This window comes from Rhizobium sp. 768_B6_N1_8 (assembly GCF_051811225.1).
Classification (GTDB): Bacteria; Pseudomonadota; Alphaproteobacteria; order Rhizobiales; family Rhizobiaceae; genus Rhizobium.
Genome location: NZ_JBPWPV010000001.1, coordinates 4,087,157 through 4,102,208 on the forward strand (window position 1 = coordinate 4,087,157; position 15,052 = coordinate 4,102,208).

Consider the following 15,052-nt stretch of genomic DNA (forward strand, 5'->3'; position numbering starts at 1 on the left):
GATTACTTTGCAACCGATGCCGGATATTCTCAGATGAAACTACATTTCATCTGTTAAAATTCATGCGAAGCTGTCAAAATCCGGTCGAAAGTAGATTTGGTTACTAATTCTTAATCAAGAAATTATATTTAATTGATGCGATTAGAGATCAGCTCCGCATCTTAGAGCCATGGGGTTCACGAATGAATTGGGCCGATCCGCCGCGTTTGCGGGGCCGGACGGACTTTCAAGTATTGCCGGATATACTGCAGTTTTACTGCGGTCCGTCATGCGCGAAATCCGAACCATTCTCCGAGACATCGGCTGGTTGCCATCACACATCGGGGGATTGAAATGTCATTGTTTTCGTTGGGTGCGACGCCGGATTCGCGTGCGATCGTCACAGCTCTCATGAAATCGCAGGCGACGATTGAATTCGACCTGCAGGGAAAGATCCTGAACGCGAACGAGAATTTCTGCCGGGCGCTGGGCTACAAGCTCAGCGACATTGTCGGCAAGCATCACAGTATTTTCTGCGAGCCGGATTATGTTGCCTCCGCAGCCTACCGGGAATTCTGGCGGAAGCTCGGTCGGGGCGAATTCGATGCCGGTGAATACAAGCGTATCGGCAAGGATGGCCGCGAAGTCTGGATCCAGGCTAGTTACAACCCGCTGATGTCGGGCGGCAAACCCTACAAGATCGTCAAGCTGGCAAGCGACGTGACCGCCATCAAGCTGAAAGCTGCCGATGCCGAAGGCAAGATCGCTGCCCTCTCGCGGGCTCAAGCCGTCATCGAGTTCACGCCGGATGGCGAAATCCTGCTGGCGAACGACAATTTCCTCTCGGTCATGGGTTACCGGCTGGAGGAGATCCGCGGCAAGCACCACAGTATGTTCTGCGAGCCAGACTATGTGCGCTCCGAAGCCTATAAGGAATTCTGGAAGAAGCTCGCCGCCGGCCAGTTCGTTGCCGAGGAGTTTCTGCGCATCGGCAAGGGCGGCAAGGTCGTCTGGATCCAGGCATCCTATAACCCTATCTTTGACATGAGCGGCCGGATCTTCAAGGTCGTTAAATTCGCGACCGACGTCACCGAACGCGTCCGTGCTGTCGATGATCTGGCAACCGGCCTGACCGCGCTTGCCGAGGGCGATCTGACGAAGCATGTCGAAAATCCTTTCCCGCCCGCGCTGGAGAAGGTCCGGACCGATTTCAATGCCGCGATCGACAGGCTCGGCAGCGCCATGCGCACGGTTCTCAACAACGCCGAGGCGATCGCCAGCGGTGCGCGTGAAACGAAGGAAGCCGCAGACGTGCTGTCCAAACGCACCGAACAGCAGGCCGCAACCGTCGAGGAAACCGCCGCCGCACTCGATGAAATCACCCAGACTGTTGCCGACAGCGCCGGCCGCGCCGCCGAAGCAGGCGGGCTTGTCGCGGAAACGAAGCGCGGCGCAGAACATTCCGGCAGTATCGTCCGCAAGGCGGTCGACGCCATGGGTCAGATCGAGAAATCCTCGCGCGAGATCAGCAATATCATCGGCGTGATCGACGAGATCGCTTTCCAGACCAACCTGCTGGCGCTGAACGCCGGCGTCGAGGCGGCGCGTGCCGGCGAAGCCGGCAAGGGTTTTGCAGTCGTCGCCCAGGAGGTGCGTGAACTCGCACAGCGCTCGGCCAGCGCCGCCAAGGAGATCAAGGCGCTCATTACCACCTCCTCGGAGCACGTGAAAAGCGGTGTCGACCTTGTCGGCCAGACCGGTCAGGCACTGGAACGGATCGTCGCCCAGGTCGGCAATATCGACATCAACGTCACGGCGATCGTCGAGTCCTCGCGCGAACAATCGACCGGGCTTGTGGAAATCAACAAGGCTGTCAACATCATGGATCAGGGCACACAGCAGAATGCTGCCATGGTGGAAGAGACGACGGCGGCCAGCGCCCGACTCTCGTCCGAGACTGAAAACCTTCGCAATCTCGTCTCACAGTTTAGATTTGGGCAACACTCTTCCGTTAATGTCATCGATAACCGTAACGATGCTTCGCCGGGTGCAAAGCCATCGCGTGGTATGAAGGCAAAGCTCGTCCGCGCCAATGGTGGCGCTGTCGCTTCTGCCCTGGCTTACGATAGTTGGGAAGAATTCTAATGGCCACGATCAACTCCACTAGCTTCAGCGGCGACACGCTCGAAATCATTGCCTTCCGCCTGCACGATCAGGAGTTTTGCGTGAAGACCACGACCATCCGCGAAATCCGCGGCTGGGCGCCGTCGACGCCGATCCCGCACTCTCCGGAAGATGTCATCGGTGTCATGAACCTGCGCGGTTCGGTCATCCCGATCATCGACCTCGCCTACAAGCTCGGCATGAAGAGCACTGTCGCCAATGAACGCAGCGCCATTGTCGTCGCAGAAGTGCACAATATGGTCATCGGCATGCTGGTTGATCGTGTTTCCGACATCCTGACGATTTCTTCCAGCCATGTTCAACCCGTTCCGGAAGTGACCGCGTCCTTCGACCGTGCGTTCTGCGAAGGTATCATCGCTTCCGAAAACGGCATGATCTGCTTCCTGAACCTCGCAAAGATGTTCAAGGAAAACGAGACGGACGAACTGGCCGCCTGATCGCCACGCCAAGCAGTTTGCCAAATAATTGAGATAAGAACCGCCCCGCAAGGGCGGTTTTTTATTGTTCACGCTTCAATGCGAGCTGAACGTGTAATTTTCTCGCGAAAATGCATATTTATTAGTATTCGCTTTTATACAGAAAATTTACCGCCGCCACGCCGCGATGGTGGAGGAGAACACAGCCGCCAGTCGTGATCTTGCCGCAGAAGCCGATGCATTGCGGACGTTGCTCACGCAGTTCCAGCTCCCCGGCGGTAATATCGCCGCGACGCGGCACATGACAGAGCTAGCGGCCTCTCCGGCCCTGCATCTTGTTACCCGCGTCCCGAGAGCCCGTGGCGCAGCGGCGCCAGCCGCCGAAAGCTCGGAAGAATTCTGAACCAGTTTCAGTCGAATAGCGCGTGCCGCAGCAAAAGCGGCACGAGCTCCTACTGATCATAGCCTTTGGTCGGCACCCCGAAAAACCGCCCGCCGATGTCGGTTTATCGAAGTGGCTGTTCTGCCGGCTCTGGTTTCCGGATCAGGGGCACAGCCTGCAGCACGAGTGCGTCGAGGCCATTATCTTCCTTTTCCAGGATTTCGAAGAGTTGCCGCCGCATGCGCGGCTCCCAGAATTTGTTGATATGCGTTGCAACCCCTTGCGCAGCCTCGCTTTCGGGCTGTGTCTTGAAGAAGGTTGCGATCTGGTTTGCCATATAGACGAGTTTGGTCTTGGTATCATGCGACATCGGCGATGCTTCCAGGCGACAGGCGATGCGGGTGGGTGAAAATCTCGAAATCCTCGCCGCGAACGAGGGCGACCAGCGTCATGCCGGCTTCCTCGGCCGTGCGGATGGCAAGTGCGGTCGGCGCGGAAATGGCGATCAGCACGGGCGCGCCGAGGATCGCCGTCTTCTGAACCATTTCGACGGATAGGCGGCTGGTAACAGCGACAGCGCCGGAAGCGCCGGCCTGCCCCGCCCTGATGACGGCGCCACAGAGCTTGTCGAGCGCATTGTGCCGGCCGACATCCTCACGCACGGCGATCAATCCCTTGCCGGGGATGTAGAAGCCGGCGCCATGAACGGCTCGCGTCTCGCGATGCAGCGGCTGGGAATCGTTGAGCAGCGCGATCGCCTGCACGATATCAGCATGCGACAGCGACAGCTCAGTCTTGGAAACATCAGGCACCTTCCTGACCGCCTGCTCGATCGACTCGATGCCGCAGAGGCCGCAGCCGACAGGCCCCGCCATGCTGCGCCGCCGCTTTCTGAGCGCGTCCTCGACATCATCAACAAGCGTCACCTGGACGTCGATACCCTTCTCGTCCTCGATGAGCTCGACACCAGCGACCTGGCTGCGGTCGGTGATAATGCCCTCCGTAAGGCTGAAACCGACCGCGAAATCCTCGAGGTCACCGGGCGTGGCCATCATGACCGCATGCGAACTGCCGCCATAGGAAAAGGCGATCGGCACTTCCTCGGGCACGATACGCTCGCCCCGTGTCATGACGCCGCCCCTCCGGGCGACCTCCGTCACGCTTATGCGGGTCGGCCTTTCCGTCATTATTCCGCCGCCTCCATCTTGCTGGCGATGCGGCGGGACTGACGGGCCTGCTCGTCATACTCGACCTGCCACTCGGACGGGCCGTTGGAAGGCGAAACCTGCACCGCCGTCACCTTGTATTCCGGGCAGTTGGTCGCCCAGTCGGAAAAGTCCGTCGTGATGACATTCGCCTGCGTATCCGGATGGTGGAAGGTCGTATAGACGACGCCGGGCGCCACGCGATCGGTGATCAATGCGCGCAGCGTCGTATCGCCGGAGCGGCTCCCGAGCTTCACCCAATCGCCATCGCGGATGCCGCGCTGTTCGGCATCATGCGGATGAATTTCCAGCCGGTCTTCGGAGTGCCAGATGACATTATCGGTGCGGCGTGTCTGTGCCCCGACATTATACTGGCTAAGAATGCGGCCGGTGGTGAGAAGCAGCGGGAAGCGCGGACCTGTGCGCTCGTCGGTTGCCACATATTCCGTGCGGATGAACTTGCCCTTGCCGCGCACGAACCCATCCACATGCATGATCGGCGAGCCGAGCGGATGCTGCTCGTTGCAGGGCCACTGAACGGAGCCCATCTTGTCGAGATAGTCGTAAGAGACCGAAGCGAAGCTCGGCGTCGTCGCGGCAATCTCGTCCATGATCTCGGACGGATGCGTATAGTGCCAGTCGAGGCCCATGGCCTGGGCGAGCTTCTGCGTTACTTCCCAGTCGCCATAGCCGTTGCGTGGCGTCATGACCTTACGCACGCGGTTGATGCGGCGCTCGGCATTGGTGAAGGTGCCGTCCTTTTCGAGGAAAGTAGAACCCGGCAGGAAGACATGCGCATAGTTCGCCGTCTCGTTCAGGAAGAGATCCTGCACGACGACGCATTCCATGGCGGCAAGACCGGCGGCGACATGTTTGGTATCGGGATCGGACTGCAGGATGTCCTCGCCCTGAATGTAGATACCCTTGAAGGAGCCATCGACGGCAGCATCCAGCATGTTCGGAATACGCAGGCCCGGCTCGTTATTGAGCTTCACGCCCCAGAGCTTTTCGAAGATATCGCGCGTCGCATCGTCGGAGATATGGCGATAGCCCGGCAGCTCGTGCGGGAAGGAGCCCATGTCGCAGGAGCCCTGTACATTGTTCTGGCCACGCAGCGGATTCACACCGACGCCTGGACGGCCGATATTGCCGGTCGCCATGGCAAGATTGGCGATCGCCATGACCGTCGTCGAGCCCTGGCTGTGTTCGGTCACGCCGAGACCGTAATAGATAGCGCCATTGCCGCCGGTCGCGAAAAGCCGGGCAGCGCCGCGCACATCTTCCGGCTTCACGCCGGTAAACTTCTCGACGGCTTCCGGGCTATGCTGCGGCTCGGCGACAAAAGCCGCCCAATCCTCGAACTCCGACCAGTCGCAACGCTCACGGATGAATTTCTCGTCGTAGAGGCCTTCGGTCACGATCACATGCGCAAGCGCCGTCATGATTGCGACATTGGTGCCGGGCTTCAGCGGCAGATGGAAAGATGCCTCCACATGCGGCGAGCGGATAATATCGATACGACGCGGATCGATGACAATAAGCTTGGCACCCTGCCGCAGCCGCTTCTTCAGGCGTGAACCGAAGACCGGATGGCCGTCGGTCGGATTGGCACCGATGATGATGACCACATCGGACTGTTCGACGCTGTCGAAATTCTGCGTGCCAGCCGATGTGCCGAAGGCCTGACCTAGCCCATAGCCTGTCGGCGAATGGCAGACGCGAGCGCAGGTATCGACATTGTTGTTGCCGAAGCCGGCGCGGATCAGCTTCTGGACAAGGTAAGTCTCTTCATTGGTGCAGCGGGACGATGTGATACCGCCGATCGCTTCGCGACCATACTGATACTGGATGCGGCGGAACTCGGAAGCGACATGGGCGTAGGCCTCGTCCCAGGTCACCTCACGCCAGGGATCCGTCACCTTCTCGCGGATCATCGGGTTGAGGATGCGGTCCTTGTGGGTTGAGTAGCCATAGGCGAAGCGACCCTTGACGCAGGAATGGCCGCGGTTTGCCTGCCCATCCTTCCACGGCACCATGCGGACCAGCTCTTCGCCACGCATTTCCGCCTTGAAGGAGCAGCCTACGCCGCAATAGGCGCAGGTCGTGACGGCCGAATGTTCCGGCTGGCCGATGCGGATGACTGATTTTTCCGTCAGCGTCGCGGTCGGACAGGCCTGCACGCAGGCGCCGCAGGACACGCATTCGGAATCGACGAAATGCTCGTGCATACCGGGCGAAACGCGCGACCCGAAACCGCGCCCCTCGATCGTCAGCGCAAAGGTGCCTTGAACCTCCTCGCAGGCACGTACGCAGCGGGAGCAGACGATGCACTTCGACGGATCATAGGTGAAGTACGGATTGGACTCGTCCTTCGGCATCCATTTCAGATTGATCTCGCCGCTGTTGCGCGCCTTGACATGATTGTCGCCCTCATAGCCATAACGCACATCGCGCAGACCGACGGCGCCCGCCATGTCCTGCAACTCGCAATCACCATTGGCTGCACAGGTCAGGCAGTCGAGCGGATGGTCGGAGATATAAAGCTCCATGACGCCGCGGCGGATATTCTTCAGCCGCTCCGTCTGCGTATGGACGACGATGCCGGACGCCACCGGCGTGGTGCAGGAGGCGGGCGTTCCGTTGCGGCCGTCGATTTCGATCAGACAGAGACGGCAGGAGCCGAAGGCATCGACCATATCGGTCGCGCAGAGCTTCGGCACCTGAATGCCGGCATCCATGGAGGCGCGCATGATCGAGGTTCCCTCAGGAACCGTCACCTGCCGGCCGTCGATGGTCAGCGTCACCATCGTTTCGGATTTCGAAGCCGGTGTTCCGTAGTCGATTTCGTGAACAAGAGACATGGTCTATTCCGCTGCTTCAATGAGAGGGACCGGAGCAAAATCGTCCGGGAAATGCGTCATCGCGCTCATGACAGGATAGGGCGTGAAGCCGCCGAGCGCACAGAGCGAGCCGAACTTCATCGTGTTGCAGAGATCTGCGAGCAGTTCGCGGTTCTTTTCGGGCTCGATGCCCTGGGCGATCTTGTCTGCGGTTTCGACCCCGCGGGTCGAGCCGATGCGGCAGGGCGTGCACTTGCCGCAGCTTTCCACCGCGCAGAATTCCATCGCAAAGCGTGCCTGCTTCAGCATGTCGGCCGTATCATCGAAGATGACCAGACCAGCATGACCGATAAGCCCATCCTTGGCGGCAAAGGCCTCATAGTCGAACGGGGTATCGAACAGCGCACGCGGGAAATAGGCGCCAAGCGGCCCTCCCACCTGCACCGCCTTCACCGGCCGGCCGGACACAGTGCCGCCGCCGATCTTGTCGACGATATCGCCGAGCGAAAGACCGAAGGCGGTTTCGTAGAGACCGCCATATTTTACATTGCCGCCGATCTGCAGCGGGATGGTGCCGCGTGACCGGCCCATGCCGAAATCGCGATAGAAGGCGGCCCCCTTGTCCATGATCACAGGCACGGACGCGAGCGAGATGACATTGTTGATGACGGTCGGACAGTTGAACAGGCCCTTATGCGCCGGCAGCGGCGGCTTGGCGCGCACGATGCCCCGCTTGCCTTCGAGGCTGTTGAGCAGCGCCGTTTCCTCGCCGCACACATAGGCGCCCGCACCGGTGCGGATCTCCATGTCGAATTCCTTGCCGGAGCCGAGCACCGAAGCGCCCAGAATGCCAGCCTTTCGGGCGATTTCCACCGCCTGCGTCATCGTGGCGATCGCATGCGGATATTCCGAACGCGTATAGACGAAACCTTTCGTGGCGCCAGTCGCAAGCCCGGCAATCGCCATGCCTTCGATGAGCACGAAAGGATCGCCTTCCATGATCATCCGGTCGGCAAAGGTACCGCTGTCGCCCTCATCTGCATTGCAGACGATATATTTGCGCGAACCGGCGGCATCGAGCACCGTCTTCCATTTGATGCCGGTCGGAAAGCCCGCGCCGCCGCGGCCGCGAAGGCCGGAATCGGTGACTTCCTTGACGACATCGGCAGGCTGCATCGACACTGCACGGCGAAGACCGGCAAGCCCACCGTGGGCCTCGTAATCATCAAGCGAAAGCGGATCGGTAATGCCGCAGCGGGCAAAGGTGAGACGGGTCTGCCCTTTCAGGAACGGGAGGTCCTCGACCTCCCCAAGACAGAGCGCATGCGCCCCGCCGTCAATCAGTCCCGCATCGAACAGCCCGACGACATCCTTCGCCTTGACCGGCCCATAGCCGATCCGTTTCCCGGACACCTCAACCTCAACCAGCGGCTCCAGCCAGAACATTCCGCGCGAGCCGTTGCGCACGACGGTCGCATCAAGGCCGCGGGCGGCGATCTCCTGGGTAATCGCCATTGCCACCTTCTCGGCCCCGAGCGAGAGCGCTGCGGCATCGCGCGGAACATAAATCTTCACAGTCATCGGCGCGCCTCCTCGACGAGTTCGGCCGCCAGGTCGTCATCGACGCGGCCATGCACTTCGCCATCGAACATGGCGGCCGGCGCGCAGGCACAGAGACCGAGACAGTAGACAGGCTCCAGCGTGACGCTGCCGTCGTGTGTCGTTTGATGAAAATCGATGCCGAGCAGGGTCTTGATACGCTCGGCCAGTGCATCGCCACCCATCGACTGGCAGGCTTCGGCGCGACAGAGCTTCAGCACGTGCCGACCGGCAGGATGATCACGATAATCATGATAGAAGGTTACGACACCGTGGACCTCGGCGCGAGAAAGATTGAGCTCATCTGCGATGACTGGCAGGGCCTCCTGCGGCACGTAACCGAACTCGTCCTGAACCTCATGCAGAATGGGGAGCAGTGGGCCTTCGAGGGATCGAAGATCAGCAACGATCGAACGGATACGCCCGGCGATATCGCCCTGGGCGATACGTATATTCATCAGCAGCCTCCCTTCGGCTTGCGCATTCCCTGGGAACCGCAAAACTCCCCATGTCATTGCGATTTCTAGGGAACTGTCTCAGGGAAGCAGGTTGCAATCAATAAAGCAGTCTTGTTGATTGATAGCTTTTTTCTATCATAGTTCCGCGTCTTCAACGAGTGTTCTTGCTTCATGCAACAAGGCGGAGACAAGCGGCGTGAAAGGTTCCCGATAAGGAGCGACAAGGCCGACGAGATGGTGCGCCTCCGGCTCGACGATCGGGATCATCCGGATCTCCGCAGGAAAGCCGAATGATATCGCAACGTTACGCGGCATGATGCTTGCCCAGCGGCCAGTCCGCACGTGCGAAAAAAGAACGATCATCGAATTCGATTCGAGTGTCGGATGGACTGTTGCGCCTGCTTCGGCCAAATGCCGGTTGATGATACGCCGGTTCTGCATGTCAGCCGTCAATAGGCAAAGCCGAAGATCACCCACTTCACGCCATGTCACACTCTCGCGATCCGAGAGCGGACTGCCGGCGGCGGTGATGAGATTATAGCGCTCCGCATAGAGGGGCACAGAAGTGACGCGCCCGAGCGGCTCGTTTTCCAGATAGGTGACGCCGGCATCGATCTCGAGGTTTTCGAGCATGCTCAGCACCTGCAGCGAATTGCGCGAGACGATGGAGAAGGTGACGTCGGGATGCCGTTCCTGGAAGGGCGTTGTGATTCGCGACAGCATCGCGAGCGCGGTCGGAATGGACGCCAGACGCAGATGGCCGGAGAGACCCTTGCGGGCGGCGCGCATTTCCTCGCGCATCGTGCGCGTGTCCCCGACGATGCGGCGCGCCCATTCGAGCACACGCTGTCCTTCCGGCGTCAATCCTTGAAAGCGGGAGCCACGCTGCACCAGCATGACGCCCAGCTGATCTTCCAGCTGGCGAATGGCGGCCGAGAGCGTGGGTTGGGAGACGCCGCATTCCTCTGCCGCACGACCGAAATGTTTCTCATTAGCGAGTGCGATGAAGAATTCCAGCTTGTCGATCATCCGGCCTCCCTGCCGAATTGGGCATGAGGCCTATCTTTGCGGCTTGCCGTCCGGCTTCGCAAGAGCTGGCAGGCTCAGCCCGTCTCGGCAACCGGAAAGAGACTGAAAAGTGATTCGAGGAAAGCCATGACGCTTTCGTTGCCCATGCTGTAATAGACAAGCCGCCCGTCGCGCCGCGTATTGACGAGGCCTTCGAGCCTCAGTCGCGCAAGCTGCTGGGACACCATAGCCTGCTGTATTCCAAGGATATCCTCGATTTCGCCGACCGTCTTTTCCCCTTCCGACAGGATACAGAGGATGAGCAACCGGGTCTGATGGGCTAGCGCCTTCAGGAGATCGCTCGCCTCGTGGGCTTTGTCAGCAAGCTTCTGCAAGTCCTGGCCGGTCATGCCCGGCTTCGGTTTAGGCAATGGCATTTGCTTCTCGGAAGGAGGTAATAGGATAGATCAGTACAATATCATATTCGCAGAAGCGAATTCGTCAAATGTCGCGAAATGCCAAAAAAAGTCCAAACAAATCAGCAAATAAGCTGGCCACCATTGATCTCCAGGACTTGACCCGTGATGTAACCTGAGAGTGATGGAGCCGCCAGGAAGAGATAGGCGGGGGCACAATCCTCTGCTGTTCCGAGCCGCTGTAGTGGGATCGACTTGCGCGTCTGCTCCAGCTTTTCACGCGATGAATAGCGTGCATGGAAATCGGTTTCGATCGTGCCGGGCGAGACGCAGTTGACCCTGATACCATCAGGCGCAAGCTCTCGGGCCAGCGCTTTCGAATAGGTCGCAACAAATGCCTTCGATGCGGAATATATTGCAGAACCGGGGCTTCCGCCCGTCAGCGCCGAAATCGAAACGGTGTTGACGATAGCAGCGCCCCCTGCCGCCCGGAGCGCCGGAAGCAGCGCTCGTGTCAACTCCACCACCGACGTCTGGTTGAGGCGCACGACAGTCTCATAATCGGCATCGGTCAACTCACCTGCGGGAAAACGCCCATACATCGTGCCGGCATTGTTGACCAGCACATGCACCTTGTCGAAGAATTCGAGCGCCTCTTCCGCAAACTTCGCAGCCCCGCCCGGCTGCAGGAAATCTGCGGGCAACAGCAGGGCCCGACGTTCCGATTCGGCGGTCAGCAGAAAATCCGGCAATTCACGTTCCCCATCGCGCCCGGTATGGACAAGCACGCGCGCACCGCAATCCAGAAACTGCCGGGCAACTTCGAGGCCGATACCGCGGCCTGCACCTGTCACGACGACATTGCGGTTTTCGAACAATTTGGGATGAAACACGAAGCTCTCCTCCTTGCGGGCCGGCCCGCCGCTTGCGCTATCAGGCCTAACATATGCGGCCATCGGCCAAAAGAAAGCCCGAAGGTCTAAGCCCCCGGGTCGAGAAGCCGCGCACCGGCGCCTTGCCTGCCGAGCACGTCAAAGGGATTGCGTAGCGGACAGGCGTCGATCGAGAGACAGCCGCAGCCAATACAGCTCGTCAGATGGTCACGCAGCAGGCTCAGCTGCTTGATGCGCGCATCGAGATCATCCTTCCAGAGCGCAGACAGTTTCTGCCAGTCCCCGACTGTCGGCGTCCGGCTCTGCGGCAGAGTTTCGAAGGCAGTCTGGATTTCGGCAAGCGGAATGCCGACCCGTTGCGCCACCTTGATAATGCCGAGGCGCCGTAGCACATCGCGGCCGTATCGGCGCTGGTTGCCGCGGGTGCGGATGCTGGAGATCAGCCCCTTCGCCTCGTAGAAATGCAGGGCAGAAACCGCAAGTCCGCTGCGCTCTGCCACCTCGCCCACCGTCAGGAGCCTGCTCAAGGAGAATGCCGGATTTTGCTGCATCGCCTATTGACCTCTATATTAGTTGAGGTTTTATAGACTCCGCTCCCGAGGCCGTAAAGCCGCAACGAGAAGGAGCAATGCATGCAGAAACCCATGAGGCTTGCGGTCATCTACGGCAGCACGCGTGAGGGGCGCATCTGCGACAGGGTTGTGAAATGGCTCGAAAGAGAGTTGACCCGCTTTCCACAATTCGAGATCGACATCATCGACCCCCTGGCATTCTCGCTGCCGCGAGAGCATCTACCACATCATCCGGAGGCAAGGCGGCTTGCTGACAGGCTCCATCAGGCTGATGGCTTCATCCTCGTCACGCCGGAATATAACCACAGTTTCACCGCTTCCCTGAAATTCCTCATCGATCTCTTCGCCGAGCCGTGGCACGGCAAGCCGATCGCCTTCGTCTGCTATGGCGGCGTCTCCGGCGGATTGCGGGCGGTCGAACAGCTCCGCCTCGTCTTTGCGGAGCTTCACGCCGTCACGATTTGCGATGCCGTCAGCTTCAGTTCCCCCTGGCGCCGTTTCGACAATGAAGGCCGACTGCAGGATACGGAAGATACGTTGCGCCGGCTTTCCCGAATGATGGCCCAGTTGCAATGGTGGACTGAGGCGCTGATCGCCGCCCGCAGCGACACTCCTTATGCCGGCATCGCCGCCTGAGACAACGACATCCGATTCCGTCTCTGGCAGGTACGGAACCGGCTGGGCACCCGGACAGGACCTCCGTCCGGGTGTTCCTCCCAACACTTGACAGCTGCGTCCGAACTGCCCTGGCCCTTTCCGACCGTGTAGCCGGATAGGAATTTTACGGTTGCGGTATCGCAGGCCCGGTGCTAGCTTCCGCCACAATTTCACGGGGGAGCTCCGAATTGCCGGGGCTGAGATGTGAGGCGCATGCCTCCGGACCCTTCAAAGCTGATCTGGGTAATGCCAGCGGAGCGAGGTCCAAATGTTTTCCGGCGCACAAGTGTCTCTATATCCGATGTCCGGCAATTTCGTCGGCATCATCCTTGACGCTATCAAGGCTCTCGATCCCTATCGTGATCGTCTTCGCATCGAAACCGACGATATTTCCACGCTGATGGTCGGCCCGCCCGACGTGTTGTTTGCCGCCATGCGCGACCTCTTCGTCTCGGCTGCCGCAAGCGGCGAGCATTGCGTATTGTCCGCCGCGATCTCGCGGGGCTGCCCCGGCGAACCGGATGATGCGATCTGTGGCGCCGGCCTGTCTTCCAGCCGATCCGAGCCGCTCGCCGAGCGAGTGGAAGCCGCGATCGCGGCAGTCAAGGACACCACAGAAACCGGCCAGCCAACGGCCGCCCAATTTTCTCTGTACGTTATGGGAACGGGCACCCATATGGACGAGATCTACGGCTGCATCGATTTCCTGAAGCGCTCGGGCACATTCGACCGCTCCAAGAATTTCTGCACCAAGTTGCGCGGCGATGCCGGCGCGATCTTCGCGACCATCCATGAAGCCTTCTATCGCTTTGGCGATCCCGAAGGCCATGTGACGCTGGATATCACGGTCTCCGCGAACAGCCCGAGCAAAGCCTGAGACGCTTGACGGCAATGACCTTATCGAAACCGGATTCGACATTTGCGCCACTGAGGCGGGCCTTGCCCGCCATTCTTGCCGTGTTTGCCTTCCTGGCCGTCTGGGAGCTCTATGTCGATCTCTCCGGCATCAAGCCCTCCATTCTGCCCTCGCCTTCGCGCATCCTGACACAGGGCTGGCTGAACAGGCAGGCGCTGCTCGACAACACCTGGCCGACGCTTGGCGCGACGCTCGGCGGTTTCGCTTTGTCGCTGGTCTTCGCCTTCGCCTCGTCTGTGCTGATGGATTTCGTGCCCTTCATGCGCCGCGCGCTGCTGCCGCTCTTCATCGTCAGCCAGACATTACCGCTGGTCGCGATTGCCCCCTTGGTCGTGCTCTGGTTCGGTTTCGGGCTGCTGCCGAAGCTTCTGCTCGTTGCTCTCGTCACTTTCTTTCCGCTGCTGGTAGCCCTGCTTCAGGGCTATGAAGCGACGGACCGAGATATCGCCGAGCTTCTGAGTTCCATGAAGGCAAGCCGCTGGCGCATCTTCTGCCTGGCGAGGCTTCCCTCCGCCATGCCCTTCTTCTTTGCCGGCCTGCGCATTTCGATCACCTATGCCGTGGTCGGCGCTATCTTCGCCGAATATGCAGGTGCCGCACGTGGCCTCGGGATCTATATCCTCAATGCCAAGAACAATTTTCGGCCCGACCTCGTGCTTGCCGCCGTCGTCGTGAGCGCCCTCCTCACCCTCTGCCTCTTCGGTCTCACGCTGGCGGTGCAGCGTTTCGTCATGCCCTGGCAATCTCCTGCGGAGAAACGCCGATGAGCGGGATGCTTGAGCTGAAGAACGTCTCGAAGTCCTTCGACGGCATGGAAGTGCTGAAGGACATTTCTCTTCATATCGCCAGAGGAGAATTCGTCTCGATCGTCGGCCCCTCCGGCTCCGGCAAATCGACGATCCTCCGTTTGCTGACACAGGCGCTGCAGGCCGATAAAGGCCACATTCTCTTTGACGGCATGTCGCTTTCGCAAGCGGCGCACGCATTCGCCTTCATGCCCCAGCGCGATGCGCTGATGCCGTGGCGAAGCGTCATCGACAATGCGATCCTTGGCCTCGAAGTGCACGGTATGCGCCGCAGCCAGGCACGAGCGGTTGCCGCCCCTCTCTTTGAACGCTTCGGCCTTGCCGGTTTCGAAAATCACTATCCCGCGGCCCTTTCAGGCGGCATGCGCCAGCGCGCGGCCCTGCTGCGCACCGTGATCCAGCGGCAGGACATGCTGCTGCTCGACGAGCCTTTCGGGGCACTCGACGCGCTGACCCGCACCCAGATGCAGGAATGGCTGCAGGGCATGTGGACCGATCATCGCTGGACGGCCCTGCTGATCACCCATGATGTGCGGGAAGCCGTTTTCCTGTCTGACCGCATCTATGTGCTTTCTGCCCGCCCGGCGACCGTGATCAGGGAGTTCGAAGTGCCGCTGAAAAGGCCGCGCACGCTTGCCGATCTCGGCTCCCCGGCCGCCCAGGCGATCGAAACCGAAATTCTTCAAACATTGCTGCATCCGCAAAGAACCTGAGGAGGTCC

At 60.0% G+C, this 15,052-nt stretch carries 15 protein-coding genes and 1 riboswitch; of the genes, 6 read left to right on the top strand and 9 right to left on the bottom strand.

All coding sequences use genetic code 11. The features are described 5' to 3' along the window. Nucleotides 1-333: 333 nt before the first annotated feature. Together AB8B33_RS20845 and AB8B33_RS20850 are read left to right on the top strand one after the other, a co-directional pair. A complete protein-coding gene (locus tag AB8B33_RS20845; protein ID WP_439016750.1) occupies nt 334-2,124 on the top strand; it encodes a methyl-accepting chemotaxis protein in 1,791 nt (596 codons plus the stop codon). Continuing rightward, nucleotides 2,124-2,600: a chemotaxis protein CheW gene (locus tag AB8B33_RS20850; RefSeq protein ID WP_113324233.1), complete on the top strand. Its 477-nt coding sequence runs from the start codon at nt 2,124-2,126 to the stop codon at nt 2,598-2,600. Before AB8B33_RS20845 ends, AB8B33_RS20850 begins: the two co-directional genes overlap by 1 nt. A gap of 485 nt (nt 2,601-3,085) precedes the next feature. Here the strand turns inward: AB8B33_RS20850 and AB8B33_RS20855 are convergent, their stop codons facing one another. From AB8B33_RS20855 to soxR, 9 genes are all read right to left on the bottom strand, one after another. Continuing rightward, complete coding sequence (locus tag AB8B33_RS20855) at nt 3,086-3,331, bottom strand: formate dehydrogenase subunit delta (RefSeq protein WP_192728947.1); 246 nt, start codon at nt 3,329-3,331, stop codon at nt 3,086-3,088. Next, nucleotides 3,321-4,148, bottom strand: a complete 828-nt coding sequence (gene fdhD / locus AB8B33_RS20860) for a formate dehydrogenase accessory sulfurtransferase FdhD (RefSeq protein WP_113324236.1) — start codon at nt 4,146-4,148, stop codon at nt 3,321-3,323. The genes AB8B33_RS20855 and fdhD overlap by 11 nt, the downstream gene beginning before the upstream one ends. Further along, nucleotides 4,148-7,027 carry a formate dehydrogenase subunit alpha gene (gene fdhF / locus AB8B33_RS20865; protein ID WP_439016751.1) on the bottom strand — a complete coding sequence of 960 codons (2,880 nt, stop codon included), beginning with the start codon at nt 7,025-7,027 and terminating at the stop codon, nt 4,148-4,150. Before fdhF ends, fdhD begins: the two co-directional genes overlap by 1 nt. 3 nt (nt 7,028-7,030) lie before the next feature. Further along, entirely contained in the window at nt 7,031-8,587 is a 1,557-nt protein-coding gene (locus tag AB8B33_RS20870; protein ID WP_439016752.1) for a formate dehydrogenase beta subunit, read from the bottom strand. Continuing rightward, nucleotides 8,584-9,063: a formate dehydrogenase subunit gamma gene (locus AB8B33_RS20875; RefSeq protein WP_113324239.1), complete on the bottom strand. Its 480-nt coding sequence runs from the start codon at nt 9,061-9,063 to the stop codon at nt 8,584-8,586. Before AB8B33_RS20875 ends, AB8B33_RS20870 begins: the two co-directional genes overlap by 4 nt. Before the next feature lie 135 nt (nt 9,064-9,198). Beyond that, a complete protein-coding gene (locus AB8B33_RS20880; protein ID WP_113324240.1) occupies nt 9,199-10,092 on the bottom strand; it encodes a LysR family transcriptional regulator in 894 nt (297 codons plus the stop codon). A 74-nt stretch (nt 10,093-10,166) separates the two neighbouring features. After that, complete coding sequence (locus tag AB8B33_RS20885; RefSeq protein ID WP_113324241.1) at nt 10,167-10,508, bottom strand: ArsR/SmtB family transcription factor; 342 nt, start codon at nt 10,506-10,508, stop codon at nt 10,167-10,169. Nucleotides 10,509-10,609: 101 nt separating this feature from the next. Then, nucleotides 10,610-11,380, bottom strand: a complete 771-nt coding sequence (locus tag AB8B33_RS20890) for an SDR family oxidoreductase (protein ID WP_113324242.1) — start codon at nt 11,378-11,380, stop codon at nt 10,610-10,612. Between the two features lie 86 nt (nt 11,381-11,466). Continuing rightward, nucleotides 11,467-11,931: a redox-sensitive transcriptional activator SoxR gene (soxR, locus tag AB8B33_RS20895; RefSeq protein WP_113324243.1), complete on the bottom strand. Its 465-nt coding sequence runs from the start codon at nt 11,929-11,931 to the stop codon at nt 11,467-11,469. Nucleotides 11,932-12,012: 81 nt separating this feature from the next. Between soxR and AB8B33_RS20900 the strand changes: the two genes are divergently transcribed. From AB8B33_RS20900 to AB8B33_RS20915, 4 genes are all read left to right on the top strand, one after another. After that, nucleotides 12,013-12,588: an NAD(P)H-dependent oxidoreductase gene (locus tag AB8B33_RS20900; RefSeq protein ID WP_113324244.1), complete on the top strand. Its 576-nt coding sequence runs from the start codon at nt 12,013-12,015 to the stop codon at nt 12,586-12,588. Nucleotides 12,589-12,773: 185 nt separating this feature from the next. Then, nucleotides 12,774-12,887, top strand: a riboswitch (TPP riboswitch). Next, the gene (locus AB8B33_RS20905; protein ID WP_439016753.1) at nt 12,878-13,486 is read left to right on the top strand and encodes a YkoF family thiamine/hydroxymethylpyrimidine-binding protein; all 609 of its coding nucleotides are present in this window, start codon (nt 12,878-12,880) and stop codon (nt 13,484-13,486) included. It overlaps the preceding riboswitch by 10 nt. Before the next feature lie 14 nt (nt 13,487-13,500). Then, complete coding sequence (locus AB8B33_RS20910) at nt 13,501-14,292, top strand: ABC transporter permease (RefSeq protein ID WP_439016754.1); 792 nt, start codon at nt 13,501-13,503, stop codon at nt 14,290-14,292. Continuing rightward, nucleotides 14,289-15,044, top strand: a complete 756-nt coding sequence (locus AB8B33_RS20915) for an ABC transporter ATP-binding protein (protein WP_113324247.1) — start codon at nt 14,289-14,291, stop codon at nt 15,042-15,044. The genes AB8B33_RS20910 and AB8B33_RS20915 overlap by 4 nt, the downstream gene beginning before the upstream one ends. The last annotated feature ends 8 nt before the right edge of the window (nt 15,045-15,052 follow it).